This window comes from Bradyrhizobium guangzhouense (assembly GCF_004114955.1).
Classification (GTDB): Bacteria; Pseudomonadota; Alphaproteobacteria; order Rhizobiales; family Xanthobacteraceae; genus Bradyrhizobium; species Bradyrhizobium guangzhouense.
In genome coordinates this window covers 5,313,571-5,339,135 of the sequence record NZ_CP030053.1, presented here as the reverse complement: position 1 = coordinate 5,339,135, position 25,565 = coordinate 5,313,571, and the positions used below count along the sequence as shown (strand labels likewise).

The following is a 25,565-nucleotide window of genomic DNA, read 5'->3' as shown; positions in this document are numbered from 1 at the left end:
CGCGTCCGCTTAGGTCAAAAGCCTCGTTTTGAACTTTATGAGTACACGTCTTCAGTTCGCCGACAGCGCGGTCTTGGCGACTTCGGCCATCCAGGTCGCTGCCACGGGCAGGATCGCGTCGTTGAAATCATAGCGCGGGCCGTGCAGCTCGGCGCCGGCGCGCAAGGGCCCGTTGCCGATCCACACGAATGCGCCGGGCCGGTGCTTGAGATAGAATGCGAAATCCTCTCCCGCCATGCTCGGCGCGAGATCGCGCCGGACCTTGGCCCCCAGCTTGTCGGCAGCCGTGCGCGCAAAACCCGCTTCCTCCGGCGTGTTGATCGTCACGCCGACGCCCATGACGATATCAGGGGTCACCTTGACGTCGAAGCTTGTGGCGATGCCGGCGCAGATCTCGGCGATCCGCGCCAGGAGGATGTCCTTCACGCCGTTGCGATGATGCCGCAGCGTGCCGCGGATCGTGACCTTCCCCGCGATCTGGTTGGGCGCGGTGCCGCCCTCGATCGTCGACAGCGAGAGCACGGCGGTGTCGAGCGGATCGACGCTGCGCGACACGATCGACTGCATCGCCACGATCAGATGACCTGCGGCCATGACGGGATCGCGGGTCAGATGCGGCATGCCGGCGTGGCCGGCATGGCCCTCGATGGTGATCGTCACGCGTCCGCCCGAGGCCATCACCGCGCCGTCATGCACCGCGATGGTGCCGGCCTCCAGACCCGGCCAGTTGTGGAAGCCGAACACGCGATGCATCGGGAAGCGCTCGAACAGCCCGTCTCCGACCATCGCGCGCGAGCCGCCAAAACCTTCCTCGGCCGGCTGGAAGATGAAATCGACCGTGCCGCTCCAGTCGGTGTCGGCGGCGAGCAGCGCGGCCGCACCGAGCAGCGAGGCGGTGTGCCCGTCATGGCCGCAGGCATGCATCACGCCGGGATTTATCGAGGCATAGCTGAGCCCCGTATCCTCGGTGATCGGCAGCGCATCCATGTCGGCACGCAGGCCGACGCGCCCCTCGGCCGATCCGCGCGTCAGCGTCGCGACGATGCCGTGGCCGCCGATGCCTGGCACGAAGGGAATGCCGAGCTCGGTGAGCCGCTCCTGCACGAAGGCGGCAGTGGCCTTCTCCTGCAGGGACAGCTCGGGATGGGCATGCAGATGCTGGCGCCACGCGGTCAGTTTCTGGTGCAGCTCGGGGGTCAAATGCGGCGCTCTCTGATGGTGTCAGCTGTCACCACTCTAGCCGATTATCCGCGCGCTGCACCTGGCGCCAGCGAATGCCTCGCGTGCAGCAATGCGCGCCGCATCCCCGTCATTCCGGGGCGCGCCTTTAGGCGCGAACCCGGAATGACGGGTGGTGAATGTCAGACCAGCTTCGCGAGTCCCGCCCAGTCGAAGCTGATGCCATGGCCCGGCCGTGTCGATGCCAGCGCCTTGCCGTCCTCCAGCACCAGCGGATGCTCGATATATTTGTCCAGGCCGAAGCCGTGCGCCTCGAGGTAGGAGCGGTTCGGACAGGCCGCGAGCAGGTGCACGGTGATGTCGTGCGCGCCGTGGCTGGTGACGGGCAAATTGAACGCCTCCGCCAGCCGCGCGATCTTCATGAAGGCGGACACCCCGCCGCAATTGGTGACATCGGGCTCGGGATAGGACACCGCGCCAGCGGTGATGTAATTCTTGAACTCCCACAGCGAGCGCAGATTTTCGCCCGCCGCGATCGGCACGCCGCCGGCCTGCATGATGCGCGCGTGTCCGGCGACGTCGTCGGGGATGATCGGCTCTTCCAGCCAGGTGAGGTCGTAAGGCACGAACGCGCGCGCCGCGCGGATCGCTTCCTCCACCGTCCACTTCATGTTGGCGTCCGCCATCAGCGGAAAACCGTCGCCGAGATGCTTGCGCATCGCCGCGACGCGCGCGACGTCGGATTTGAGATCGGGCCGGCCGACCTTCATCTTGATGGCGCGAAACCCCTTGGCGAGATTGCCGTCGGTCTGTTTGAGCAGCGCCTCGATGGAGAGATCGAGGTCGATGCCGCCGGCATAGCAGGGCACGCGCGCATCGAAGCCGCCGAGCAGCCGGTACAGCGGCAAATTCGCGCGCCGCGCCTTCAAATCCCACAGCGCGATGTCGAGCGCGGACAGCGCCAGCACCGTCGGCCCGCCGCGCCCGCCATAATGCAGGCCCCACCAGACGTGATGCCAGATCGCCTCGGTGTCGTCGGCCTCGCGCCCCTCGACCAGCGGCGGAATCTCGCGCTTAAGGATATCGGCGACAGCACCGCCATTGCGTCCGACCGTGTAGGTGTAGCCGACGCCCTCGGCGCCATCGGCATCGCGGACGCGGCAGGTGATCAGTTCGAACGCCGACATGTCGCCATGCGTGGAGTCGGACAGCGTGACGGGAAGGGGGATCCGGTAGAGTCCGGATTCGAGATTTGAAATGCGCGGCATGTGGCCTCCCCGTTTTTCTTTTTGTTTCGTAGTTTCGTAGGGTGGGTTAGCTAGCGGATGCGCGAAGCGCAGTCCGCTGGCGTAACCCACCTCTTTCGTCTCCGCGGCGGCAGCAGCGGTGGGTTACGCGCTGCAGATGCACTTCGCGCATCTGCATCGCTAACCCACCCTACGAACGCTACCGCATCGTCGCGAGCTGCACGGCCAGCGCGCAGGCCCGGTCGTATTCATCCAGATTGATCCACTCGTCGATCGTGTGCGCCTCGTTCTGGCCGGCGCCGAACGTCACGGTCGGGATGCCGTGGCGAACCATCCAGTTGGCATCCAGGCCGCCATTGGCGGCGCGGACGTTGGGCGTGCCCCCGACGGCGGACACGGCTTCGATCGCGCGCTTCACCACCGGCAGGTTCTCCTTCATGCGGAACGGATAATAGTCGGTCTCGGCCTTGAACTTGACCTTGCCGGACTTGCCTTGCGCGTTCGTCACCTTCTTCGCGGCCTTCTCGAACGCGGCCTTGTAGGCCTTGGTGATCTCCTTGAAGAACTTTCCGTCATGGCTGCGGCTTTCGCCGCGCACATGCACGTAATCGGTGACGACGTTGGTGGCATCGCCCGCGGGGCGGCCCTCGCCGCCGGTGACGGGGCCGACATTGCTGGTGCCCATCCGCGCGCTGGCGCCCTTGCCCTTCACCACCTTGCCGAACCAGCCGCCGGCCTTCACCTCTGCGAGAGCGAGGGCCATGATCATGGTCGAGGAGATGCCGCGCTCCGGCGCGACGCCGGCATGCGAGGCACGGCCGAAAATCTCGACGGTCCAGCGGTCGGCGCCGACGGCGCCGATCACGACGTTGGAGGCCGAGCCGCCGTCATAGTTGAACGCCATCGCCGGCGATCCCAGCTCGTCGAGCTTGACGTGGCGAGCGCCGTAGAGCCCGCTCTCCTCGCGCACGCAGAACAAGAGCGTGATCGGCGGATGGTCGAGCTTGTGCTTTTCGAGCTCGGCCGCCAATGTCACCAGCACGCCGCAGCCGCAGCGGTTGTCGCCTCCGAGCGCGGTCCTGGCCTCGTTGACGATCTTGCGCCCGGATTTCTTCGGCTTGGCGCCGGCGCAGAGCGGCACGGTGTCCATATGGGTCATGAACATGATGCGCGGCTGGTTGTGCAGCGCGCCGCGGCCGGGCAGGTCGACGATGAGATTTCCGGTTTCGGTCGGCACGGGAATGCGGGTGTTGGCATCGTCGAGCCGGATCGCCTTATCGGGCACGCCGCTCTCCTTCAGCGCGGCGGTGAGCTCACGCCCGATCGCCGCCTCCTGTCCGGTGACGCCCTCGACAGAGAGGAAGCGCATGAGACGGTCGGTGGCGGCTTTGGTGTCGACGGGCATGATGCATTCCTTTAACGCGCGGAGTCGTAGGGTGGGCCACCCTACGAACTCGCCGACGTGTAAGTCAAAAAGATCGTCACGCCGACGAGCAGCATCGCCGCCATGAACAGCAGCACCGCCGGCAGCCCCGCGACCGCGGCAACCGCGCCTGACATCGACTGCATCAGCGCGGTGCCGAGGAAGAAGGCGAGGTTCACCGCGGCCAGCGCCTTGCCCGCGACTTGCGCATCGACCAGCTGCCGGCACATGCCGAACAGCAGCGGCTGGGCCGAGGTCGCAAGCCCGATCAGCACGAACAGCACGAGGTCGTATTGCGGCGGCATGACCTCAACGCCGAACAGCCATGCAACCGCATAATGCGGCGCGCCGAGCGCCATCAACACGACCAGCAGCGCCGCGAGCGTGTGCGTGCCGGCCACCAGCTCGCGGCGATGGCCGACCTTGCGGTCGACCATGCCCATCAGCAGGGGACCCGCGATCATCGCCAGCGTGTAGGCACCGAGCTGGTTGCCGGCCTCGACCCGCGATAGCCCTTTGACCTGCATCAGCCACGGCCCACCCCAGAGACCACGCAGCACCAGCGAGGTCGCGAGCGACACCAGCGCCAGCGCGATCAATCCGCGCAAGGGCCGCGAGAAGCCGAGCCTGAGCACCTCGATCATCTGCGACAGCGGGGAGGCATCGTCCTTGTGCTCGGCCGGCTGGTTCGGCACCAGCACGAACACCGCGAGCGCCGCGGCGATGCCGCCGGCCGCGGCGATCCAGAACCCTGCGCGCCAGCCATAGGTGTCGACCACGAAGGCGAGCGGGCTCGACGACAGCAGCATGCCGATATTGCCGATTGAGAGGATCGCGCCCGACCACAGCCCGAAGCGCGCCGCCGACATCTGCTTGGCCGCCAGCGTCATCGGACACATCAGCATGCCCGAGGTCGCGATGCCCAGCAGCAACTGTCCGAAGGCAAAGCTCGACGGCCCCGTCGCAAAGCCCGACGCGATGGCGCCGATCACGGTGCCCGCGAGCAGGCTCAGCGACACCGGCCGCACGCCAAAGCGGTCCATCGCAGCTCCCACCGGGATCTGCGAGGCCGCGAAGGCAAAATGATAGACCGAGGTGAGGCTCGCCAGCGCCTGCGGTTGCACATGAAAATCCGCGGCCATCAGATCGAGGCTGAGCGCGGGAATGGTGCGCAGCAGCGTCGAGAGCATGTGCCCGCAGGCCAGCGCCACCAGCGCAAAGATCAGCGCGCTCGTGCCATGGTCTGCGTCGTCATTGGCAACCGCACTCATCTGCGTTTCGTCCCGGCAATGTTTTAGCCGGGTTACATGATTGGCGGAGGCGTGCCAATGCCGGCAGGGGGTGGCTTATCGCATGGCCCGCCTGTCGAGGCGGCACAGCGGTGGGGTGTCGGCTCTGCCTTGATCCCAACCCGAACTCGGCATCTGGCGGCAATCTCCACGCTGTGCTTTGCTCCTGTAGCGAGGCTGGCGAGGGCGATATGAAAATCGAAGGTAGCTGTCACTGCGGTCAGATTACGTTTGAGGCGGAAGCGGAGACCAACGAGTTTGGAATTTGTCATTGCAGCGAATGCCAAACTCTAACCGGTACAGCCTTCAACACGGCCGTGCCGGTCTCGGCCGCTAAATTTGTGCTTTTGAGTGGTACGCCAAGCACCTACGTGAAGACTGCCGAACAGAGCGGCAGGAAAGTATTGCGTGCTTTCTGCGGCAATTGCGGCTCGCCAATCTACAGGCATTCCCTGCTTGATCCATCCATTCTGAGGATAGGCGTCGGTTCAATCAAGCAGCGCGAAGCGTTCACGCCAGTGAGACAGATCTGGAAATGTTCAGCGTTGCCGTGGGTAGATACGATCGCCGGCCTCCAAACGTTCGACAAAAATCCCGAGAGTGTCAATTTGCAGGTTAAGTAAAATGATCGCAAGGCTCGGACAGATCGTTGTTCTCGGCGCATTCGCGGCGTTCGCCATGTTAGGCACCGCTCATGCTGCAACCGTCGTGGCCCTTGGCGCCAGCAACACGTTCGGCAAGGGCGTGTCGCGCAGCCAGGCCTATCCCGCGCAGCTCGAAACGCTGCTTCGGGCGAGGGGGCTGAGCGTCCGTGTCATCAATGCCGGCATCAACGGTGACACCACCGGCGGCATGCTGGCCCGCCTCGATCGCGTCGTTCCGAAAGGAACGAGCGTTGTGATCCTCCAACCCGGCGGTAACGATCGGAGAAAGCTGGCCGCCGACAACACGCCTGAAATCCAGAGCCGGTTAGGTGCGATGGGGATCAAGGTCGTCATGCTCCCGAACGGGATGCTGCACGGGCTGCCGCACCAACCCGACGGGCAGCATCTCACGCCGGAGGGTTATCACATGCTGGCAGAACAGCTGGCCGGCGAGGTCGCCGCGGCGCTCGGCAAGTAGGGGCATCCCCCATTGTGCGCTTCTATCGTCCTGCTTCCGTCAGCAGTGCCGTCGGGTACACAGGCTTGGTGAGGAACTTCGCACCGGGCGGCAGGGGACGCGGCAGCGGACGGCCCGAGATCACGATGATCCGCATGTTGGCGTTCTGCTGCTGGGCGAGGTGAGCCAGATCCACGCCGTCCATCTTGCCGACCAGGTTGATGTCGGTGACCATCAGGGAGGGATGGCGCGCCTTCAGCGCCAGCGCCGCCGTCTCCGCATCCTCGCACTGGAGCACCTCGAAATCGCTCTGTTCGAGCAGCAACGTCAGCATCTCGCGTTGAATGTCGTCATCTTCGACGACGATCGCGGTCGGGCGGATCGGCTTGGATTGGCCCATGACGCACCTCACTTCCTATCATATGTTAAGTGCGAAGAGGGCTGTTCTGTTCCCGCATTAAGTTGGGTTCCGTTCTTGCGCGTGTTGCAGTTTGCGTCCGGCAGTCGGCTGAGCAAGCTTTCCGCTTCAGCCAAGATGCTGCGAACGAACCTCCGTTCCTCGACCGCTTCCCTAGTGAAGTAGCCGTGCTTGACAGCGTTGCTGTTTCCATCAGGCGCGCCGGATCCCCATGCGCCGCCGTGCATGCGGCAGCGCATCTTGCCGCGTAGCGCCGGCGCGCGGCATGGTTCACCGAGGCGTGTTTGCGCGCCACAACGCAGGCTCGCCTGCATCGCTTCGGTGTTGCGGGCGTGGCTCATGCGGGGAAGGCGTCCACCAGACCGGGTTGCGCGGCGATCAAGCCTGCATGTTGGGTGAAGTTGCCGACGACGGCCTTGCCGCCATCCTGCACCGACAAATTCCGCACCGTGATCGCACACGCGCCATTGCTGCGGTGACGGTTCAGCGCTTCGATCTGGGCTGCGAAGGTGCGGGACAGCCGGGTCAGGGCGCGCGTGAGGCTCTCCTGCTGCTGGACGTCATCGGTGCACGCAAGGCGACAGGCGCAGCGCATCGTCGCGACCTGAATGCTCACCATCTGCGCCGCCAGCATGGATTCGAGCGAATCCTTCGGCGCGATGCTCTTCAGCGCCGAGACCATGAAGGCGAGATTGCCCTGGTCGGGCTTGCGCGCGACGACGCTCGCCTTCACCAGCTGGCTCAACAGGCCATGCAGCGCGTCGCGGTCGGCGGCGCCGAGCGCCTCGGCCAGCAGCGTTTCGCCGGCGTTCGCGTCAGGGTGTTCGATCACGATCCGCCTGCGGCGGAGCTTGACTTTCGGGCTTGCGACGATCGGGGCGCGATCGGTGGCTGTGATATCAGTCGTGTCCGGCGATGTCAGGGATGTGGTCATGCGATGTGTCCTTTGCCGAAGCAGGCGCGAGGCCTCGCGGCGAGCGAAGCCGGCCGCGCGTCTGCCGACGCGGCGGTTGAGATTTTTCAGGTGGTGATGATGCGTTGACGCGCCGCCGGATCGAGCGCGCCCGTCGTCGGGCGAAGCTGGACAGAGCCTGATAGCGCGATGATGCCAATATACTCCTGTTTTGCCCGACGGGTCAAAGTGATTTTCTGAAATTCAGCAGTCGCCCGCGCGCAAGTCCCCGTCCTGGCGGGGCCGGCTACTGTGCATGGGGTTGTTTTCGCGTTTTGGTCGCGGCGGGCTCAGCCCGATGACCGCTAGCGCGCCGCCAAGCGGATGGCGTGGGCCTTTGCCCCCTTGGCGCGGGCCGCGATCATGCTGCGCGCCTTGCCGTGGCCTGCGCCGCCCTTGCGGAGCAGGGCCACGAGGTGCTTGCGGGCGCGATTGGCCGCGAGCCGCGCCGCCAACTGCTCGGCCTTGCGGATGATGGTGGCGGTCGACGGCGTGAGGTTCGCCGGCACCCAGGCAACGTCCCTGGTCTTGGACAGGCTGCCGACGCCTTCGCAAGGCGCCTCGCGCGGCAGGTCGATCCGGATCGCCAGCGCGTCCGAACGCTCGATCCAGTCTTCGGCCCTCGTGCCGGTGATGATGCGGACATACTCGCGCGTCTCGCGCGGCAGGTCGCTCTCCTTGGCGAGCCACTTCTGGATGCGGCCGGGGCCGGCGTTGTAGGCGGCCGCGGCAAGGCCGAGATTGCCGAAATCGTCGCGGAGCTTGCGCAGGAATCTTGCCGATGCGGGCAGCGCCTTCATCGGATCGAAGGGATCGTCGAGCCCCATCTCGGCAGCGGTCTCCGGCATGAACTGCGCAACGCCCTGCGCGCCGGCCTGGCTGACCTCGTTCGACTTGAAGCGGCTCTCCTGCCAGAGCAGGCGAGCAAAGAACGGCACGGGAATGCCGCTCTCCTCGGCCGCTTCCTTGAGCGCGCGGCAGAACTGTTCGGTCGGTGAGGGCGGAGTCTCTGCGGCAGCTTCGGCCGTGGGCTCCGGCTCGATCGTGTCCTCGTAGGAAGCGCGCGCATTGGCAAGCTCGATGGCCTGCACGCTTGCGAGGAAGAGTTCGGCGAGGGGAACCAAGGAGGGCGCGCGGTCGGACTTCGGCGTGGCCTGGTCGGCATGTGAGGTTTGCCAGGTCGGCTCCGGGCCGACGTCGCACATCAGAATCAGGAACGCAGCGCAAGCCGCGACGAGAAATCGCATCTCGGTAAGAGTCCTCGAACTGTGGGGGAACGACCAGCGTGCGCCGGTGACAAGGACTTCTTAACCGTAATTGCGGCGAAGCTGCGATTCCGCGAGATGGCCGGTGTTAGTACGGTGTTCCCGTCGCAGGAACGCGGGCAGCCGCTTTCCGCGCTTCTACGGGAACCGCGCGGACCTCAGAGCTGCAAACGTCATTGCCGGAGAGGGCGGCGCCTTACGCCTTGGGAAAATCCTTGCGCATCGCGATCTCGGCGGCATCGCCGGGCGACAGCACGGTCTGGTCGAAGGCCGCCTGCGGCTTGGTCATGATGTCGTAGAGCGAGATGCCCTTGACGGGCTTTCCCATGAGCTCGCGGACGCAGTCGGCGAGCGTGCCGTTGTAGACGAGATAGGGCGGGCCACGGTCCTTCTGCCGCTCGCCCTTCAGCGACGGCCACTTCTTCAGCTCGGCCGGCGCGTCGTAAGCGATCGGCGATCCCTCTTTGAACATGCGTGTCCCCGGGCGGCTTGGACTTCAGGGGAATCCTAAAGCCATCAGGTAAACGCGCGTTAAAGAATTGCCTCGACTCAGCCGGCAATGAAGGCGAGCAGGGTGCCGTTGGCCCTCGCCGGGGGCACGACGACCGCAGCTCCGCTGCGGATGCCCGCCGCGCTGAGCGCTTTCTCGGTTGCCGCCAGATCACCGCTGACGAGCACCAGCGCTGCGCCGCCGCGGCCCGAGAGGCCCGTGAGCGGCACGCCGGGATAGCGTTTGCCGAGCTGCTCCAGCGTCAGATAGACGAAGTCGGCGCGGTCGCCGCCTGAGGTTACCGTCGAAGCGCCATCGGTCTCTGCCTTCGGCTCGCGATCGATCAGCCGCGCCAGATGCGCCGCTTCCGCTGCGGGCTCGGGCGTTGCGATCAGCACCTGACTGATCCGCCTGGCCGCGTTGGCGTGCCTCATCAGCTCGGGGATCCACACCGTCTCGCGGGTCTTGTGCTGGCAGGCGAAGATGCGCACGCCGCCCGGGGCTTCCGCGGTCGGCCACATGAAGGTGCGGAATTTGGCGGCCGAGACGGTGCCATCAGGCAATGTCACTGGCCGCTCGAAGTCGGTCGGGCCAACAGGCGTAAAGCCGCGTGCGCGGATTTCCGCGGCTCCGGCGGCGGAATCGATCGCGGTGAAGGCGATGCGTTCGATGCCCTCACCCTGTCGCTCGAGAAAGGCGCGCGCCGGCGCGTTGTGCTCGGTTGCGACCAGCACGCCGAGCAGCTCCATATAATCGGGGTCGAACATGATGGTGTAGTTGCCGGTGCCCATATGCGCGCTGTGGGTGCCGCGCGGCGAGAGCGTGAAGCCGAGCTGGCGATAATTTTCGGCAGCCTTGTCGAGGTCCTGCACCATGACCACGGCGTGGTCGATCCCGATGACGTTCTTGAGGGCCACTTGCGATTTCCCCGGCAATTGCGAACTGACTCTGGTCGGCCTGCGCCGCCGGTCCTGTCTACGCCGGATAGGCGCTCAAGTCATTTTCAAATCGAAGGGAGATCCACGAATTTCATTCCGCGAAACGCGGCGTCGACGCGTTGCGATTAGCGATCCTGCCCGCCGATATAGGCGGCGAGGACGGCGCGCTCCTCGCTGGTCATCTCGGTGATGTTGCCAGGCGGCATCGCATTGGACCAGGCCGCGACGCGGCCGATCAGGCGGATGTTGCGATGGATGTGCTCGGGCGCATCGAGCAAGATGCCCTTCGGCGCGGTCACGATGCCGTCCCACACCGGCTCGGCCGCATGGCACATGCTGCAGCGGGACATCACGATCTCCTCGACATTGGCGAGGGTCGGCTGCGCCGACAGCGCGCCGGTCTTGACCTCGCGCGGGCCGGCCGCGGAGAGGAAGAGGATCGCGATCGCGCCCGCTGCCGCGACGCCCCACACCCACCACGGCGATTTGCGCCCGGCATGGCCCTCGTTGAAGAAGTGGCGGATGACCGGCCCCAGCGCCAGCACGATCGCGACGATGATCCAGTTGAAGCGCGTGGCGTAGAGCAGGGGATAGTGATTGCTGATCATCAGCACGACGACCGGCAGCGTCAGATAATTGTTGTGGACCGAGCGCTCCTTGCTGGTCTTGCCGAGCTTCGGGTCAGGCGCTTTGCCCGCGATCAGGCTAGCCACGATCTTCTTCTGGTTCGGGATGATCACCGCGAAGACGTTGGCGACCATGATGGTGCCGATCAGTGCGCCGATCTGGTTGAAGGCGCCGCGGCCGCTCAGTACATGGGTGAAGGCGTAGGTCAGCGCGACCAGGAACAGATAGCCGCCGACGGCGAAGGGCAGCTCGCGCTGCGCCATCCCGGTGCGGCAGGCGGCTTCGTAAAGCAACCACGCTAGTGCGAGGCTGCCGAAGCTGAACAGCCCGGCCTGCAATGGCGTGAGGTCGAGGATCGACTTGTCGACCAGGAACAGGTCGGCGTCGAGATAATAGACCACCACCATCAGCGCGAAGCCGGACAGCCAGGTGGTGTAGGCCTCCCATTTGAACCAGGTCAATTCGTCCGGCATTTGGGCGGGAGCGACCAGATATTTCATGATCCGGTAGAAGCCGCCGCCATGGACCTGCCAGGCCTCGCCCTGCACGCCGTCGGGCAGGTCACTCCCGGGCTTGAGGCTGAGGTCGAGGGCGATGAAATAGAAGGAACTGCCGATCCAGGCGATCGCGGCCACCACATGCAGCCAGCGCAGCAGCAGGCTCGCCCATTCCGATACGATCGATCCCCACATGATCACCCCATCAGCCGCGACACCGATGCCGCAGCTTTGATGACCGCAACCCGCGGCCGTACCCTTACAATCTGTTGCACCGATCCACGCCGTTTTCCAGTACGATGGGTCACACCATCTGCACATCGTGCGGGCATGAGCTGACGTTGGATTTGGCAGATAAGTCCGGGAGGAAGGTGGCGTGAAGATTCATGTTTCGCACATGATGGTGCCCGCATGGCTGTTGGTCGTCTGCACCGTCGCGCAAGGCGAGCCGGTGCTGCAGGGCAAGGATGCCTATGGCAGCTGGCAGGCCGACAAGCCCGGTACCGTCAGGCTGATCCGCCCGCAGGATCTGGCCAAGCCAGGCGCCTCGCCCTCGGTCTCCAACCCCACGCGTGTGACGTCGCGTGGCAGTGCAACGCCTGATGTGCCCGATGGATTCAAGATCGAGCTGTTGGCCGACGGCCTGTCCGACGCTCGCGTGCTGCGCGTTGCGCCGAATGGCGATATCTTCGTCGCCGAGACCGGACCGGGACGCATTCGGGTGCTGCGTCTCGGCGAGGGCGGCAAGGTTGCGACCAACGAGATCTTTGCCAGCGGGCTCACCCGTCCTTTCGGCATCGGCTTTTTCCCGACCGGTGAGAATCCGCAATGGATCTATGTCGCCAATGCCGGCAACGTCGTCCGCTTTCTCTATCATGCCGGCGACCTGAAAGCGGCGGGCAAGGCGGATGTGGTGGTGGCGGACCTCGCGCACGGATCGGGCCATTCCACCCGCGACATCGTGTTCACGCCTGACGGCAAGCGCATGCTGGTGTCGGTCGGCTCCGCCAGCAATGTCGCTGAAGGCATGGGGAGCCCGCCCGGCGGACTGGAGGCCTGGTCGCGATCGCAGCCGCTCGGTGCCTCCTGGGGCTATGAGGCCGAGCGTGCCGCGGTGCTCTCATTCACGCCCGAGGGCAAGGACCACAAGCTCTACGCCACCGGCATCCGTAACTGCGTTGGTCTTGCGATCCAGCCGCAAACGAGCCTGCCCTGGTGCTCGACCAACGAGCGTGACGGCCTCGGCGACGATCTCGTGCCCGACTACGTCACCAGCGTGAAGGAAGGCGCTTTCTACGGCTGGCCTTGGTTCTACATCGGCAGCAACGAAGATCCGCGTCATGCCGGCGCGCGGCCGGACCTCAAGGACAGGGTGACGGTGCCTGATGTGTTGATCCAGGCGCATTCGGCCTCGCTCGGTATGACCTTCTACCAAGGCACGCAGTTTCCGTCCGAATATCAGGGCGACGCCTTCGCCGCCGAGCACGGTTCCTGGAACCGCTCCAAGCGCACCGGCTACAAGGTGATCCGCATCAGGATGAAGGACGGCAAGCCGACCGGCGAGTACGAGGATTTTGTTACGGGCTTCGTCGTGAACGATTCTCAAGTGTGGGGACGACCGGTCGGGATCGCGGTGGCCAAGGATGGCGCACTGCTGATCTCGGAAGATACGGGTGGGACCATCTGGCGAGTGACGCATTAGGAAAGGAGAGACCTACCCCCGCCTCACACTCGCTCCGCCATCCACCGGCAGCGTCACGCCGGTGATGAAGTTTGCCTCATCCGACGCCAGGAACAGCGCGGCATTGGCGACGTCCCAGCCCGTGCCCATCTTCTTGCGCAGCGGCACCTTGCTGTCGCGTTCGGCTTCGACTTCGGCACGGGTCTTGTGCCATTCGCGGGCGCGGGTATCGACCGCCATCGGCGTGTTCATCAGGCCGGGGAGAATGACATTGGCGCGGATGCCGTATTCGGCGTTCTGGTAGGCGAGTTGCTCGGTGAAGGCGATCATCGCCGATTTCGTCGCCTTATAGGCGACGTATGGGTAGGTGGTGATCGCCGCCATCGACGAGATGTTGATGATGGCGCCGCCGTTCTGCGCGCGCATGATCGGGATCACTTCCTTCGCCGCGAGAATACAGCTCTTCAGATTGATCGCGACGACACGATCGAACGCCTCCTCGGTGATTTGCAGCAGCTCGGCATCGCCGCCAGAGAGAGACACGCCGACATTGTTGTGCAGCACGTCGATGCGGCCCCAGCGTACCTGTGCCTCCGCCACCATCGCCTTGATGTCGGCAGATTTTGTCACGTCGGCCCTGAAGGCCACCGCGATGCCCTGCTTCGCGGCGATCATCGCGACGGTCTCCTGCGCCGATTCCAGATGATGATCGACGCACAGCACCTTCGCGCCCTCTCGTGCGAAGGTCAGTGCGGTGGCGCGGCCGTTGCCCATGCCTTCGCCGGGGCTCTGACCGGCGCCGACGACGATCGCAACCTTGTCTTTCAGGCGCATGTCAATTCACTCCGGGGATCGGGTACTGCTGGAGTACCTCTCTGTAATAAGGCTCGTTGTCGATCTTCATGGTGGCCAGAACGCGCACCACGCCGCAATAGAATGCGACGGTCAGAACAAGGTCGACCATATGCTCATCGGAAAGGTGCCGCTTGATCTCGGCGAAGGTCGCCTCCGACATCGCGAGCTCGCGCACCATCTCGCGGGCGCCTTTCAGGATCGCTTTGGCCAGCGGCTCCAGCGTCGATGGCTTGCCTTCGGTCTCCGCCATCAGGCCGGCGATGTCTTCATCCGTAACGCCGAACTCCCTGCCAATCTTCACATGGTGCGTGAATTCGTACTCCGATTTCTCCATCCAGCCGACCTGAAGGATGGCGAGCTCCCGCAGTCGCGGGTCGAGCTTGCTCTTGAACCGGATGTAGCCGCCGATGCCGTTGAAAGCGCGAGCCATCTCCGGCGAGTTGACCAGCAGCTTGTGCAAATTGGTATTGCGCTTGAGCATGTCGCGATACTCAGGCGCGACCTGGTCGGCCTCGAGATAGGGCAGGCGGGCCATTTCTGCGTTTCCTCTAGTGTTCTTGTGACTCGCGTTCGGGAGCCTGCAGCGTGACTCCGCCGTCGACCACCAGCACCTGGCCGGTGATGTAGCGGGCAAAATTGCTGAGCAGGAATTTGACTGCGTGCCCGACGTCCCAGCCGGTGCCTTCGGTCTTGAGCAGGGAAGCCTTGGCGCGGTTGGCGCGCGCCTGCTCGCTCATGCCGCGGGCATAGACCATCGGCGTGTACATCGGTCCGGGGCAGATGCAGTTGACGCGGATGTTGTCGCGGCCGTGATCGACCGCCATGGCGCGCGTGAGGCCGATGATCGCAGCTTTTGATGTCGTGTAGGTCGTGAGCCCGCGCGGCCGCAGCGCCGATATCGAGGAGATGTTGACGATCGCGCCGCCCCTGGCGGTCTTGATCATGGCGGGGATCGCATGCTTCGACAGCAGGAACATGGTCTCGACATTGACCTGCATGACGCGGCGGTATTGTTCGGGTGCTTCGTCGACCACGGTGCCGCGGCTGCCGATGCCGACATTGTTGTCAAGGAAATCGAGCCGGCCCCAGCGGTCGAGTGCGGCTTCGACGAGCTGCTTGCAATCGCTCTCGCTGGTGACATCGCCGCCATGAGCCGCGGCCGTGCCGCCCTCGGTCTCGATCATCTCGACAGTGCGCCCGGCGAGCTTGAGGTCGCGATCGGCCACCAGCACTCTTGCCCCGGCGCGGGCCAGCAGAATTGCTGCAGCGCGGCCGTTGCCGATGCCGTCGCCCGCGGCGCCGCCGCCGCTGATCAGCGCAACCTTGCCGGTGAGGCCGGCATCGTCCTCGGGGCCCTGCATGTCGTTCCGTCCCGATATTTTCCTGCAAACTAGCAACACGTCGCCGACGTGAGAAGGGCCGCCGTCCCGCGTCGATGTCATTGACATCGCACGGAATTGCATGCCGCCGGACGAGATGAGCTGTCTTTGAGCGGCAACTATTCGGAACCGTCTTCACGCAACTGCGTTTGCGGCTGGAGCGCTTTTCGCGTTACGCTTGCTGTCGGGGTCTCCCAATCGCCATTGGCTTGCCGATGAATCTGCTCGATCCACAAGGGCCGGTGGCTGCCGCGAACAGCACCATCCTGGTCGATTCCGTCTTCATCATGCTCGCGATCGTGGTTCCCACCATTGTTGCGATCCTCGCTTTTGCGTTCTGGTTTCGCGCCTCCAACACCAAAGCACGCTTCCAGCCCGACTTCGTTTATTCCGGCCGCGTCGAGATGGTGGTGTGGGCGATCCCCGCGCTCACCGTCATTCTGCTCGGCGGCGTCGCATGGATCGGCTCGCACCAGCTCGATCCGAGGACGCCGGTGCCGGGCACCGGAAGTCCGGTGCGGATCCAGGTGGTCTCGCTCGACTGGAAGTGGCTGTTCATCTATCCCGACCAGCGCATTGCGACGGTCAATTCGTTGACAGTGCCCGCAGGCGCCGAGCTGAACTTTCAGCTGACGTCGTCGAGCGTGATGAACGTGTTCTTCATCCCGCAGCTCGGCAGCATGATCTACACCATGAACGGAATGGTCACGAGGCTGAACCTGCGTGCCGACAATGAGGGCAAGCTGCAAGGCCTCTCGGCACATTTCTCCGGCGACGGTTTTCCGGCCATGATGTTCGACGTCAACGTGGTCTCGCCGCTGGCCTTTCCCGACTGGGTAGCGACCACCGCGAAGACCGACGCCGTGCTGAACGAGGATAGCTACAAGAAGCTGATGCAGCAGAGCATCGAGAGGGGCAGGCCGACCTACCGGCTGGAAGATCCGCGCTTGTTCGACTTGATTGCAAGCCAGCACATTCCGCCGGGACCGGGACCGGAGCTCATCTCCGATGCCGGCCGTCCCCACAGTGGAGGCGTTGATGCTCGGTAAGCTCGACTGGTCGGCCATTCCGTTCGATCAGCCAATTCCGCTCATCGCGGGCGGCGTGGTGCTGATCGGGATTCTTGCCGTGCTGATCTGGGTCGTCGTGAAGGGGCATCTGCCCTATCTCTGGCACGAATGGATCACCAGCGTTGACCACAAGCGCATCGGTGTCATGTACATCCTGCTCGCCTCGGTGATGCTGCTACGTGGCGGCAGTGATGCCATCATGATGCGGATCCAGCAGGCGATCGCCTATCAGTCGCAGGGCTATCTGCCGCCGGAGCACTACAACCAGATCTTTTCGGCGCACGGCACCATCATGATCTTCTTCGTGGCGATGCCGTTCGTGATTGGACTGATGAACCTGGTCGTGCCGCTTCAGCTTGGCGTGCGCGACGTCGCGTTTCCGACGCTGAATTCGGTCGGCTTCTGGCTCACCGCGACGGGTGCCCTGCTGGTCAATCTGTCGCTCGTGATCGGCGAGTTCGCGCGCACCGGCTGGCTCGCCTTTCCGCCGCTGTCGGAGCTGTCTTATTCACCGGGCGTCGGCGTCGACTATTACGCCTGGTCGCTCCAGATCTCCGGCGTCGGCACGCTGGTGGCGGGCATCAACCTCGTCACGACAGTGCTGAAGCTGCGTACCAAGGGCATGAACTATCTGCGCATGCCGATGTTCTGCTGGACCACGCTGGCCTCGAATCTCCTCATCGTCGCGGCGTTCCCGATCCTGACTGCGACGCTCGCGATGCTGCTGCTCGACCGTTACCTCGGCTTCCATTTCTTCACCAACGAGGCCGGCGGAAACATCATGATGTTCATGAACCTGATCTGGGCCTGGGGGCATCCGGAGGTCTACATCCTCGTGCTGCCGGCCTTCGGCATCTTTTCCGAGGTGGTCTCAACCTTCTCCGGCAAGGCGCTGTTCGGCTATCGCTCCATGGTGCTGGCCACGATGGCGATCTGCCTCATCGCGTTCATGGTCTGGCTGCATCACTTCTTCACGATGGGCGCAGGCCCCGACGTCAACGCCATCTTCGGCATCGCCAGCATGGTCATCGCGGTGCCGACGGGTGTGAAGATCTACAACTGGCTTTTCACGATGTACGGCGGCCGCATCCGCTTTGCGACGCCAATGCTTTGGGCGGTCGGTTTCATGGTCACCTTCATCATCGGTGGCCTCACCGGCGTGCTGGTCGCGGTGCCGCCGGCGGACTTCATGCTCCACAACAGCATGTTCCTGGTGGCTCACTTCCACAACGTCATCATCGGCGGTGTGCTGTTCGGCGCCTTTGCCGGCTTTGAATACTGGTTTCCGAAGGCATTCGGTTTCCGTCTCGACGAACGCTGGGGCAAGCTGGCGTTCTGGTTCACTTTCGTGGGCTTCTACATCACCTTCGTCCCTCTCTATGTTGCCGGCATGCTCGGCATGACGCGGCGGTTGCAGCACTATGATGTCGCGGAGTGGCGGCCCTGGATGATCGTGGCGGCAATCGGCATGGCCGTTCTGTCGGTCGGCGTGATCTGCCAGATCCTGCAGCTCGTCGTCAGCATCCGCAACCGCGAGGCCTTGCGTGACCGCACCGGTGACCCCTGGGATGGCCGGTCGCTGGAATGGGCGACCTCGTCGCCGCCGCCGGTGTTCAACTTCGCCTTCCATCCTGATGTCCGCGGCGAGGATGCCTATTGGGACATGAAGATCGCTGCCCAACAGCAATCGCTCGAGCACGAGGTACCCGAATATCACGACATTGAAATGCCCCGGAACTCGCCGACCGGCTTCGTCTGCGCGTTCTTCGCCACGATCATGGGCTTTGCGCTGATCTGGCACATCTGGTGGATGGTGATTTTGGGCGGCATCGGAGCCTTCGCGACCTTCGTCGTGTTCGCCTGGCGAGACCATGACGAGTACGTCATTCCGGCCGCGGAAGTCGCTGCGATCGATCGCGTTAACCTCGAGGAACGGCGCAACCTTGTCAGCATGGCGGGGGCGATCTGATGTCGATGACCGCGACTGTCGGCCGCGCGCACGCCGATCCCCATCACATCGGTGTTATCGTCGAGCATCCCGGGCCCGCGTCGAAGCGGATCGTGACCGCTTATGGCTTCTGGGTATTCCTGCTGTCCGACATCGTGATGTTCTCCTGCTTCTTTGCGGCTTACGCGGTGCTGGTCAGCCAGACCGCCGACGGCCCCAAGGGCTCGGAGATTTTTGAGCAGCGCAATGTCGCGATCGAAACCGTCTGTCTGCTGCTGTCGAGTTTCACATGCGGCATGGCCAGCATCGCCGCCGATGTGCGCAACCGGCTCTGGTTCTATCTCGGCATGGCCGTAACGTGTGTGCTCGGGCTGATCTTCCTCGCCATCGAGTTCAGGGAGTTCGCCGATCTCGTCTCCCGCGGCTATGGCCCGTCGCGCAGCGCCTTCCTGAGCGCGTTCTTCTCGTTGGTCGGCTGCCACGGCCTGCACGTTTCGGCCGGCGTGCTCTGGCTCCTCACCATGATGGCGCAGGTTTTTGCCAAGGGCTTTCGCGCCGATGTGCTGCGCCGGATGATGTGCTTTGCGCTGTTCTGGCACGCGCTCGACATCATCTGGGTTGGCGTCTTTTCCGTCGTCTATTTGCTTGGGAGTGGCGTATGAGCGATCAGACGCACATCGAACATGACTTGGCGCCGGGCGAAGAAGAGCAACACAGCGTCGGCGAGCGCATCGTCGGCTATGTCGTCGGTCTCGGCCTCGCGCTGCTGCTCACCGCGACCTCATTCTTCATCGCCGGCACCGATCTGGTCTGGCAGCCTTCGATCCCCGTTGCGCTGATCGTGCTCGCGATCGCGCAGATGGGCGTGCATCTGGTGTTCTTCCTGCACATCACCACGGGGCCTGATAACACCAACAACGTGTTGGCGCTGGCCTTCGGCCTTCTGGTCGTCTTCCTGGTAGTCGGAGGAACGGTCTGGATCATGTCGCATCTCAACCAGAACATGCCGCCGATGGATCAGTTCATCCGGATGCACAGTTAGCGCGGCACAAAAAAGAAGAGCCGCTTGTTGTGACAAGCGGCCCAAGTCTAGGGAGGAAACGCCCGAGCAAGGACAATCCGATGAGGATCGTCTGCCAAGGAAACGCTCGCGCAAAGCGCTTGCGTACACATAAGGTGCAGCAACTCCCGTTTCAGTTCAATTCCGGATCATTACTGTCTCGGCCTACCACTCACGGCTGCGTGAACCAATTCTTCACTTTGGCCGACGGCAATTATAAGCCTTGCGGAAGCCGGAGGCCTGGGCGTCGTCCTCCGAGCAGAACCAGCGATCCGGCTTGGTGGTCGCGGCATAGCTCGGGCAGCCCCTGAGGTGATAAATGCCGATATTGCCGGTGACGCGGGCGCGCACGGCGAGCTTGCCCTTGATGGCGCAGTTCGGCGGCGCCGTCAGCTCTTCGGGAAACAGCACAGCACGAATCTCCTTGTCGCGGTCGGGCCGGCAGGCGGCGCCGAGCAGGGCGCCGTCCTTCTTTCCGGTGCGGAATTCTTGCGGTGCAACAAAGCAGCCTTTCCAGATGCCTGATGACGCCGCCTTCGCCTCGGCCGCCGCCGGCTTGACATTGGCCTTGAGCGGCTCGCGCGCGATGGCAAAGCCCAGCCTGACCAGTTGCTCGTTCAACGACACCTTCTCGCCCTCGACCGTGCAGATCGCGCGGTGGCGCTTGCCGAAATTCTTCTCGGGACCGACGTCGTCACAGCGCACCGGCTTGCCGCCGACCAGCTTGGTGAGCTGGTCGCGGGCCTCGAGGCCGCAGGTCCAGGGATCGGCGTGGTCGTCGATGCAGACCTGGTCCAGCTCCGGCGCGTCGACGCCATCGAGCCGGTAGGTGATGTCGCCGAGCTGGATCGAATTGGCATCCCGGACCGTCGCGGCCGCAGTCAGCGCGGCGGCGGGACTGGAGGTCCCCACGAATCCGGAAAGAGCGAGAAACAAAACAAGCGCGAAGGCGCGGGCGGCGGCCAATGAATTTTCGGAGGACATAATTTCTCGCTGTCGATTGCTCTAGCTGCTCGTTCCTAGCATCCGGCAGACGCCAGACCAATGGTCTGCGCTGTGCGAAGTGCGACATTCGCCAGCCAGCCTTTACTCGCCGGCCGGTCTGCCCCTATCGTTTGATGACCTTGTGAGCCGTGATGGCCGAATCGCCCGGGAAGTGGCGAGGGTGGGAGGAAGACTTTTCGATGAAAGACCCCGTGGACGTCCTGATCATCGGCGCCGGCGCTTCAGGCGCGGCGGTGGCGTGGTCGCTGGCCGAAACCAAGATGCACATTCTCTGCCTGGAGCAGGGCGGCTGGATGAACCCGGCGGAATATCCGAGCACGGGCCGGGATTGGGAGGCCAGGTTCTTCGGCGAATGGTCGTCGAGCCCCAATATCCGCGGCCGGCCCGAGGACTATCCTGTTAACGACGACAATTCCCCGATCAAGGTCGTGAATTATAACGCCGTCGGCGGCTCGACGGTCATGTACACCGCGCATTGGCCACGGCTGCACCCCTCCGATTTCAAGGTGAAGACGCTCGACGGCGTCGCCGACGACTGGCCGATCGATTACGACGCGCTGACGCCGTTCTTCGAAGAGAACGACCGCATGATGGGCACGTCGGGTCTCTCAGGCGATCCGCTGTCGCCGCTGACGCATCCGCCGATGCCGCAGCAGCCGATGGGATTGTCCGGCGCCATCGTCGGCAAGGCCATGAACAAGCTCGGTTGGCACTGGTGGCCATCGGACACGACGGTCGCGACCATGGACTATGAGGGCCGCGCGCGCTGCATCAATCTCGGCCATTGCACGCCGGCCTGCGCGCAGGGCGCAAAATCCTCGACCGATATCACCTATTGGCCGCATGCGATTCGCGCCGGCGTCGAGCTGCGCACGCATTGCCGGGTGCGCGAGGTCACCACCGACGAGAACGGCATGGCGACGGGCGTGGTCTATTACGACAAGGACGGCATCGAGCAGTTCCAGCCCGCGCATGTCGTGATCATCGCCTGCAACGGCGTGGGTACGCCGCGGCTGCTGCTCAACTCCACATCCGACCGCTTCCCGAACGGCCTTGCCAATTCGTCCGGCCTCGTCGGCAAGAATTTGATGTTCCACCCCTATGCGCAGATCTACGGCTATGTGAAGGAGCCGACCGACTCGAACCGTGCGCCGCCGACGTGCCTGTGGAGCAAGGAGTGGTACGACACGGACCTGTCGCGCGGCTTCGTGCGCGGCTATGGCGTCCAGTTCGTGCGCGGCGCAGGTCCCGTGTTCGAGGCTGTGGTCAGCGAGCAGAAGGGCATTCTGCCGTGGGGCGCGGATCATCACCGCGTCTTCCGCAAGCTCAATGGCCATCGGCTCGGCTTCTCCGCGATCTGCGAGGATCTACCGGAGGAGCACAACCAGGTCACGCTCGATCCCGTGCTGAAGGACAGCCACGGCATTCCGGCCCCGAAGATCGACTACACGATCTCCGAAAACAGCCGGAAGATGATGGACCATGCGCTCGCGCGCGGTCGGGAAATTCTCGAGACCGCGGGTGCGACCGACATCTGCGTCAATTCACCAATCCCCTGGGGCGGCTGGCACCTGCTCGGCACCGCGCGGATGGGCACTGACCCCGAGCGCTCCGTCGTCAACGAATGGGGTCGCACGCACGACGTGAAGAACCTCTTCATCGTCGATGGCAGCATCTTCGTCACCTCGGGTGGTGTGAACCCGACATCCACCATCCAGGCCCTCGCGCTCTACATCGCCGACCAGATGAAGCAGCGCCTCGCCAATTTGTTCGACTGAGGCCGCCATGACCGAAAGTCTTCAACTCACCTACGCTCAACGCGACGACCTCCGCACCATCGCCGCGATGATCGTGCCCGCCAGCGAAGAGTACAAGGTGCCAGGCGCCGACGATGCCGCGATCCAGGCCGACATGTTGGCGACGCTCGGTCGCGACACCAAGATGGTGATGGCGGCGCTGGATCATTTGGCGCGACTCGCCGGCGGGCCGCTTGCCGAGCTCGATGCGACGAAGTGCGATGCCGTGGTGCAGGAGTTTCGCAAGAACGGCGGCGCGGCCGCGGCAACGCTCGTTCGCGTCGTGCTGCAATGCTACTACCGCGACGACCGCGTGCTGCGCTCGCTCGGGCTGGAGCTGCGTGCGCCGTTTCCCAAGGGCTACGCGCTTCCGGATGGCGACTGGTCGCTGCTCGATCCGGTCAAGGCCAGGGGCGGCACGTTGCGCCGCGCGCCCTAGCCAGCTGGGCAGTCCAGCCTTGCGTCCGGGGTGTGCACCTTGCATCCGGCGGAACAGGCCACCATCTGTGTGAGCCTCAAGGACTTTTGCCATGCTGGATTTCACTTCAGACATCGTCGATGACGCACCGTCATCGCGAACGACGGAATCTGCCCCGGTCGATGATCGGGCTCTGCTGGATGCCTATTCCAATGCCGTGATCGATGTGACCGATCGCGTCGGTCCCGCGGTCGTGCGCGTCGAGACCGGGCCAAAGACGCCGAATGGCCGCGAGCGCGGTGGGCTTGGCTCCGGCATCGTGATCTCGCCGGATGGACTCGTCCTCACCAACAGCCATGTGGTCGGATCCTCCAAGGAGATCCGGCTCCGGGACGTCGAGGGCCACGTTGGCGACGCGCGAGTGCTTGGCGTCGATCCCGATACGGACCTCGCGCTGCTGCGCGCCAACGGCGTGCGCGATTTGCCCTATGCCGCGCTCGGCAATTCGAAGACGCTGAGGCGCGGCCAGCTCGTGATCGCAATCGGCAATCCGCTCGGCTTTGAATCGACCGTTACCGCCGGTGTGGTCTCGGCGCTCGGGCGCTCGATCCGCTCGGTCTCGGGCCGCACCATCGAGGACGTGATCCAGACCGACGCCGCGCTCAATCCCGGCAATTCCGGCGGGCCGCTGGTGTCGTCGAATGCCGAGGTGATCGGCATCAACACGGCGATCATCAATGGTGCGCAAGGCATCTGCTTTGCGGTCGCGAGCAACACGGCGCAATTCGTGCTGTCGGAGATCATCCGCCACGGTTATGTTCGCCGAGCCTTCATCGGCGTCGCGGGCCAGACCGCGCCGGTGCCGCGGCGGCATGCGGTGCTCGCTGGGGTCGAGAACAAGATGGGCGCGCTCCTGATGCAGATCGAGCCTGATGGACCGGCAGCGAAGGCGGGCCTGTTGCCCGGCGACGTCGTAATCAGGCTCGACGGTGTCGAGATCAACGGCGTCGACGATCTGATCCGCGTGCTGGATCGGGACAGGATCGGCCGTCGGCTCGCCATGGACGTGCTGCGGCTCGGCCGACTGCGGGCGATCGACATCGATCCAATCGAGCGGAAGCCGGCCCGCTAGCTGCGGGCCCGCGGTCGGGGTATGACGTGTCGTGCCCCGCTTCTGGACCCCTGCCGCATGATGCCAGCGCATGAGACCTACGACGTCATTGTCATTGGTGCTGGCGCCGGCGGCATGACGGCTGCGGCAGTGGCCGCTGCCGAGGGGCTGCGCGTGCTGGTGATCGAGAAGACCGCCTTTGTCGGCGGCACAACCGCGTGGTCCGGCGGCATGGTCTGGATCCCCGCCAATGCCAAGATGAAGGAGGCAGGGCTCTCCGACAGCATCACGGATGCCGTCCAGTATCTGTCGAGCACCGTGCCCGAGCCCGCCAACGCCGGCTTGCGCGCCGCCTTCCTCGCGCGCGGCCCGGAGGCGATCGCGTATCTCGAAGCCAACACGGAAGTTCGCCTTCAGCCGGTAAAGGTCTATCCGGATTATTATCCGGAGCGGCTGGGCGCGACATCAGGCGGGCGCGTGCTGGAGCCGGTTGCGTTCAACGGCACACGGCTGGGCCAAGCTTTCGCGCGACTCCGTGCGCCCTTGCCGGAGTTCACGCTGTTCGGCGGGATGATGGTCAATCGTCTCGACATCCCGCATCTGCGCCGCATCGGAAAGTCTTTGCGTTCGACCCTGCGCGCGGCTCGTCTCGTCTCCCAATACGCCTTTCAGCGGCTGCGTAGCCCGCGTGGCACGACGTTGCATCTCGGCAATGCGCTTGCCGCGAGACTGTATGCGTCGCTTCTGGCGCGGCAGGTCGAATTCCTCTTCAGTGTTGACGTCGAGGATTTGTCGATGCAAGGCGATCGTGTCGGCGGGGTCGTCATTCGCCACGGCTCGCGCGACCGTTCGATTGCTGCGCGCCGCGGCGTGGTCATCGCGACAGGCGGCTTTTCGCACGATGCGATTTTGCGCAAGCGCTTCTTTCCCGCGGCAGCGGGATTTGTCTCGGCGACCAACGCATCAGGCACCGGTGACGGGCTTCGGCTTGCAGCCACGGCCGGTGCTGCGCTGAACACGGACGCGACCAGCCCGGCCTATTGGGTGCCGGCCTCTCTGTTCCGTCGCGGCGACGGCAGCCGCGGCGTGTTTCCGCACACGGTGACCGATCGTGCCAAGCCGGGCGTGATCGCCATCAACGCGGCCGGCCGCCGCTTCGTCAATGAGGCGCTATCCTACCATGAGTTCGTGCTTGCCATGCTGCGCGATGGCAATGGCGAACCGGACCGGCCGTTCTACCTGATCTGCGACCGCGCGTTCTTGTGGGCTTATGGTCTCGGTCGCATCAAGCCGTACACGCGCAATGTCCGGCGCTATGTCGCGAGCGGCGAGCTGGTCGAGGCTGCTGATGTCGCGCAGCTGGCGGCGAAGGTCGGCATCAAGCCCTCTGTGCTCACGGCGACGATCGCGAACTACAACGAAGGCGCGAGGGAGGGGCGCGATCCTGAATTCGGCCGCGGCAGCACCGTCTACCAGCGCCATCTTGGCGATGCCGCCCACAAGCCCAACCCCTGCGTTGCGCCGGTCGTCAGTGCACCATTCTTCGCGATGCGGATCCATCCCGCCGATCTCGGCACCGCGATTGGCATGAAGGTCGACGCGCAGGCCCGCGTGCTGCGCGAGGACGGCACGCCGATCGCGGGGCTCTATGCCTGCGGCAACGACATGGGCTCGATCATGAATGGGAATTACCCGGGGCCGGGCATCACGCTCGGGCCGGCGCTGACGTTCGGGTATATCGCGGGCAGGCATCTGGCGGAGAAGGCTGCGGTCGCTATCGGAACGGCCGCAGCCTCGTCCTCGGTCTAGCCATCTC

26 protein-coding genes are annotated in these 25,565 nt (G+C 64.4%); 11 read left to right on the top strand and 15 right to left on the bottom strand.

The annotated features are described in order from the left end of the window. Positions 1-51: 51 nt before the first annotated feature. From XH91_RS25515 to XH91_RS25500, 4 genes are all read right to left on the bottom strand, one after another. Entirely contained in the window at positions 52-1,200 is a 1,149-nt protein-coding gene (locus XH91_RS25515; protein ID WP_128953142.1) for an amidohydrolase, read from the bottom strand. Positions 1,201-1,361: 161 nt separating this feature from the next. Next, a complete protein-coding gene (locus tag XH91_RS25510; RefSeq protein ID WP_128953141.1) occupies positions 1,362-2,447 on the bottom strand; it encodes a mandelate racemase/muconate lactonizing enzyme family protein in 1,086 nt (361 codons plus the stop codon). Between the two features lie 178 nt (positions 2,448-2,625). Next, a complete protein-coding gene (locus XH91_RS25505; RefSeq protein ID WP_128953140.1) occupies positions 2,626-3,831 on the bottom strand; it encodes a M20/M25/M40 family metallo-hydrolase in 1,206 nt (401 codons plus the stop codon). Positions 3,832-3,872: 41 nt separating this feature from the next. Beyond that, positions 3,873-5,120, bottom strand: coding sequence for an MFS transporter (locus XH91_RS25500; RefSeq protein ID WP_128953139.1), 1,248 nt, complete (start codon positions 5,118-5,120; stop codon positions 3,873-3,875). Between the two features lie 209 nt (positions 5,121-5,329). Between XH91_RS25500 and XH91_RS25495 the strand changes: the two genes are divergently transcribed. Continuing rightward, a complete protein-coding gene (locus XH91_RS25495) occupies positions 5,330-5,761 on the top strand; it encodes a GFA family protein (RefSeq protein ID WP_128953138.1) in 432 nt (143 codons plus the stop codon). Position 5,762: 1 nt separating this feature from the next. Next, the gene (locus XH91_RS25490; RefSeq protein ID WP_245477195.1) at positions 5,763-6,260 is read left to right on the top strand and encodes a GDSL-type esterase/lipase family protein; all 498 of its coding nucleotides are present in this window, start codon (positions 5,763-5,765) and stop codon (positions 6,258-6,260) included. Between the two features lie 22 nt (positions 6,261-6,282). Here the strand turns inward: XH91_RS25490 and XH91_RS25485 are convergent, their stop codons facing one another. The 7 genes from XH91_RS25485 to XH91_RS25455 all read right to left on the bottom strand — a co-directional run bounded on the left by XH91_RS25485 (position 6,283) and on the right by XH91_RS25455 (position 11,621). Next, on the bottom strand, positions 6,283-6,639 hold the full coding sequence (locus XH91_RS25485; RefSeq protein WP_128953137.1) for a response regulator: 357 nt from the start codon (positions 6,637-6,639) through the stop codon (positions 6,283-6,285). 8 nt (positions 6,640-6,647) lie between these two features. After that, the gene (locus tag XH91_RS25480) at positions 6,648-6,998 is read right to left on the bottom strand and encodes an HGGxSTG domain-containing protein (RefSeq protein WP_245477194.1); all 351 of its coding nucleotides are present in this window, start codon (positions 6,996-6,998) and stop codon (positions 6,648-6,650) included. Beyond that, positions 6,995-7,591, bottom strand: coding sequence for a hypothetical protein (locus tag XH91_RS25475; protein ID WP_128953136.1), 597 nt, complete (start codon positions 7,589-7,591; stop codon positions 6,995-6,997). The genes XH91_RS25480 and XH91_RS25475 overlap by 4 nt, the downstream gene beginning before the upstream one ends. Positions 7,592-7,914: 323 nt before the next feature. Continuing rightward, entirely contained in the window at positions 7,915-8,856 is a 942-nt protein-coding gene (locus tag XH91_RS25470; protein WP_128953135.1) for a lytic transglycosylase domain-containing protein, read from the bottom strand. 214 nt (positions 8,857-9,070) lie between these two features. Then, positions 9,071-9,346, bottom strand: a complete 276-nt coding sequence (locus XH91_RS25465; protein ID WP_128953134.1) for a hypothetical protein — start codon at positions 9,344-9,346, stop codon at positions 9,071-9,073. 77 nt (positions 9,347-9,423) lie between these two features. Next, entirely contained in the window at positions 9,424-10,281 is an 858-nt protein-coding gene (locus XH91_RS25460) for a VOC family protein (RefSeq protein WP_128953133.1), read from the bottom strand. 146 nt (positions 10,282-10,427) lie between these two features. Next, positions 10,428-11,621 carry a urate hydroxylase PuuD gene (locus XH91_RS25455; protein WP_164933800.1) on the bottom strand — a complete coding sequence of 398 codons (1,194 nt, stop codon included), beginning with the start codon at positions 11,619-11,621 and terminating at the stop codon, positions 10,428-10,430. A 205-nt stretch (positions 11,622-11,826) separates the two neighbouring features. On the opposite strand from XH91_RS25455, the gene XH91_RS25450 reads away from it, so the two are divergent. Continuing rightward, on the top strand, positions 11,827-13,128 hold the full coding sequence (locus XH91_RS25450) for a PQQ-dependent sugar dehydrogenase (RefSeq protein WP_128954990.1): 1,302 nt from the start codon (positions 11,827-11,829) through the stop codon (positions 13,126-13,128). 12 nt (positions 13,129-13,140) lie between these two features. On the opposite strand, the gene XH91_RS25445 is transcribed toward XH91_RS25450, so the two are convergent. The 3 genes from XH91_RS25445 to XH91_RS25435 are packed head-to-tail and all read right to left on the bottom strand — an operon-like array spanning position 13,141 to position 15,323. After that, positions 13,141-13,941 carry an SDR family NAD(P)-dependent oxidoreductase gene (locus XH91_RS25445; RefSeq protein WP_128953131.1) on the bottom strand — a complete coding sequence of 267 codons (801 nt, stop codon included), beginning with the start codon at positions 13,939-13,941 and terminating at the stop codon, positions 13,141-13,143. Position 13,942: 1 nt separating this feature from the next. Further along, positions 13,943-14,497: a carboxymuconolactone decarboxylase family protein gene (locus XH91_RS25440; protein ID WP_128953130.1), complete on the bottom strand. Its 555-nt coding sequence runs from the start codon at positions 14,495-14,497 to the stop codon at positions 13,943-13,945. A 13-nt stretch (positions 14,498-14,510) separates the two neighbouring features. After that, positions 14,511-15,323, bottom strand: coding sequence for an SDR family NAD(P)-dependent oxidoreductase (locus XH91_RS25435; RefSeq protein ID WP_128953129.1), 813 nt, complete (start codon positions 15,321-15,323; stop codon positions 14,511-14,513). Between the two features lie 233 nt (positions 15,324-15,556). Here XH91_RS25435 and XH91_RS25430 point away from each other — a divergent pair, with 233 nt between their 5' ends. The 4 genes from XH91_RS25430 to cyoD are packed head-to-tail and all read left to right on the top strand — an operon-like array spanning position 15,557 to position 19,401. After that, complete coding sequence (locus XH91_RS25430; protein WP_128953128.1) at positions 15,557-16,390, top strand: cytochrome ubiquinol oxidase subunit II family protein; 834 nt, start codon at positions 15,557-15,559, stop codon at positions 16,388-16,390. Next, on the top strand, positions 16,380-18,380 hold the full coding sequence (gene cyoB / locus XH91_RS25425) for a cytochrome o ubiquinol oxidase subunit I (RefSeq protein ID WP_128953127.1): 2,001 nt from the start codon (positions 16,380-16,382) through the stop codon (positions 18,378-18,380). Before XH91_RS25430 ends, cyoB begins: the two co-directional genes overlap by 11 nt. Next, the gene (locus XH91_RS25420) at positions 18,380-19,021 is read left to right on the top strand and encodes a cytochrome (ubi)quinol oxidase subunit III (RefSeq protein ID WP_128953126.1); all 642 of its coding nucleotides are present in this window, start codon (positions 18,380-18,382) and stop codon (positions 19,019-19,021) included. The genes cyoB and XH91_RS25420 overlap by 1 nt, the downstream gene beginning before the upstream one ends. Then, positions 19,018-19,401, top strand: coding sequence for a cytochrome o ubiquinol oxidase subunit IV (gene cyoD / locus XH91_RS25415; protein ID WP_128953125.1), 384 nt, complete (start codon positions 19,018-19,020; stop codon positions 19,399-19,401). The genes XH91_RS25420 and cyoD overlap by 4 nt, the downstream gene beginning before the upstream one ends. A 213-nt stretch (positions 19,402-19,614) precedes the next feature. Here the strand turns inward: cyoD and XH91_RS25410 are convergent, their stop codons facing one another. Next, positions 19,615-20,403, bottom strand: a complete 789-nt coding sequence (locus tag XH91_RS25410) for a thermonuclease family protein (RefSeq protein ID WP_128953124.1) — start codon at positions 20,401-20,403, stop codon at positions 19,615-19,617. Positions 20,404-20,603: 200 nt separating this feature from the next. On the opposite strand from XH91_RS25410, the gene XH91_RS25405 reads away from it, so the two are divergent. From XH91_RS25405 to XH91_RS25390, 4 genes are all read left to right on the top strand, one after another. Continuing rightward, positions 20,604-22,202 carry a GMC family oxidoreductase gene (locus XH91_RS25405; RefSeq protein ID WP_128953123.1) on the top strand — a complete coding sequence of 533 codons (1,599 nt, stop codon included), beginning with the start codon at positions 20,604-20,606 and terminating at the stop codon, positions 22,200-22,202. Positions 22,203-22,209: 7 nt separating this feature from the next. Further along, positions 22,210-22,659 (top strand): hypothetical protein, encoded by a 450-nt coding sequence (locus XH91_RS25400; RefSeq protein ID WP_128953122.1) that lies wholly within the window; start codon positions 22,210-22,212, stop codon positions 22,657-22,659. Between the two features lie 91 nt (positions 22,660-22,750). Beyond that, the gene (locus XH91_RS25395) at positions 22,751-23,770 is read left to right on the top strand and encodes a S1C family serine protease (protein ID WP_128953121.1); all 1,020 of its coding nucleotides are present in this window, start codon (positions 22,751-22,753) and stop codon (positions 23,768-23,770) included. A gap of 57 nt (positions 23,771-23,827) precedes the next feature. Beyond that, a complete protein-coding gene (locus tag XH91_RS25390; protein ID WP_128953120.1) occupies positions 23,828-25,558 on the top strand; it encodes an FAD-dependent oxidoreductase in 1,731 nt (576 codons plus the stop codon). Positions 25,559-25,565 lie beyond the last annotated feature (7 nt).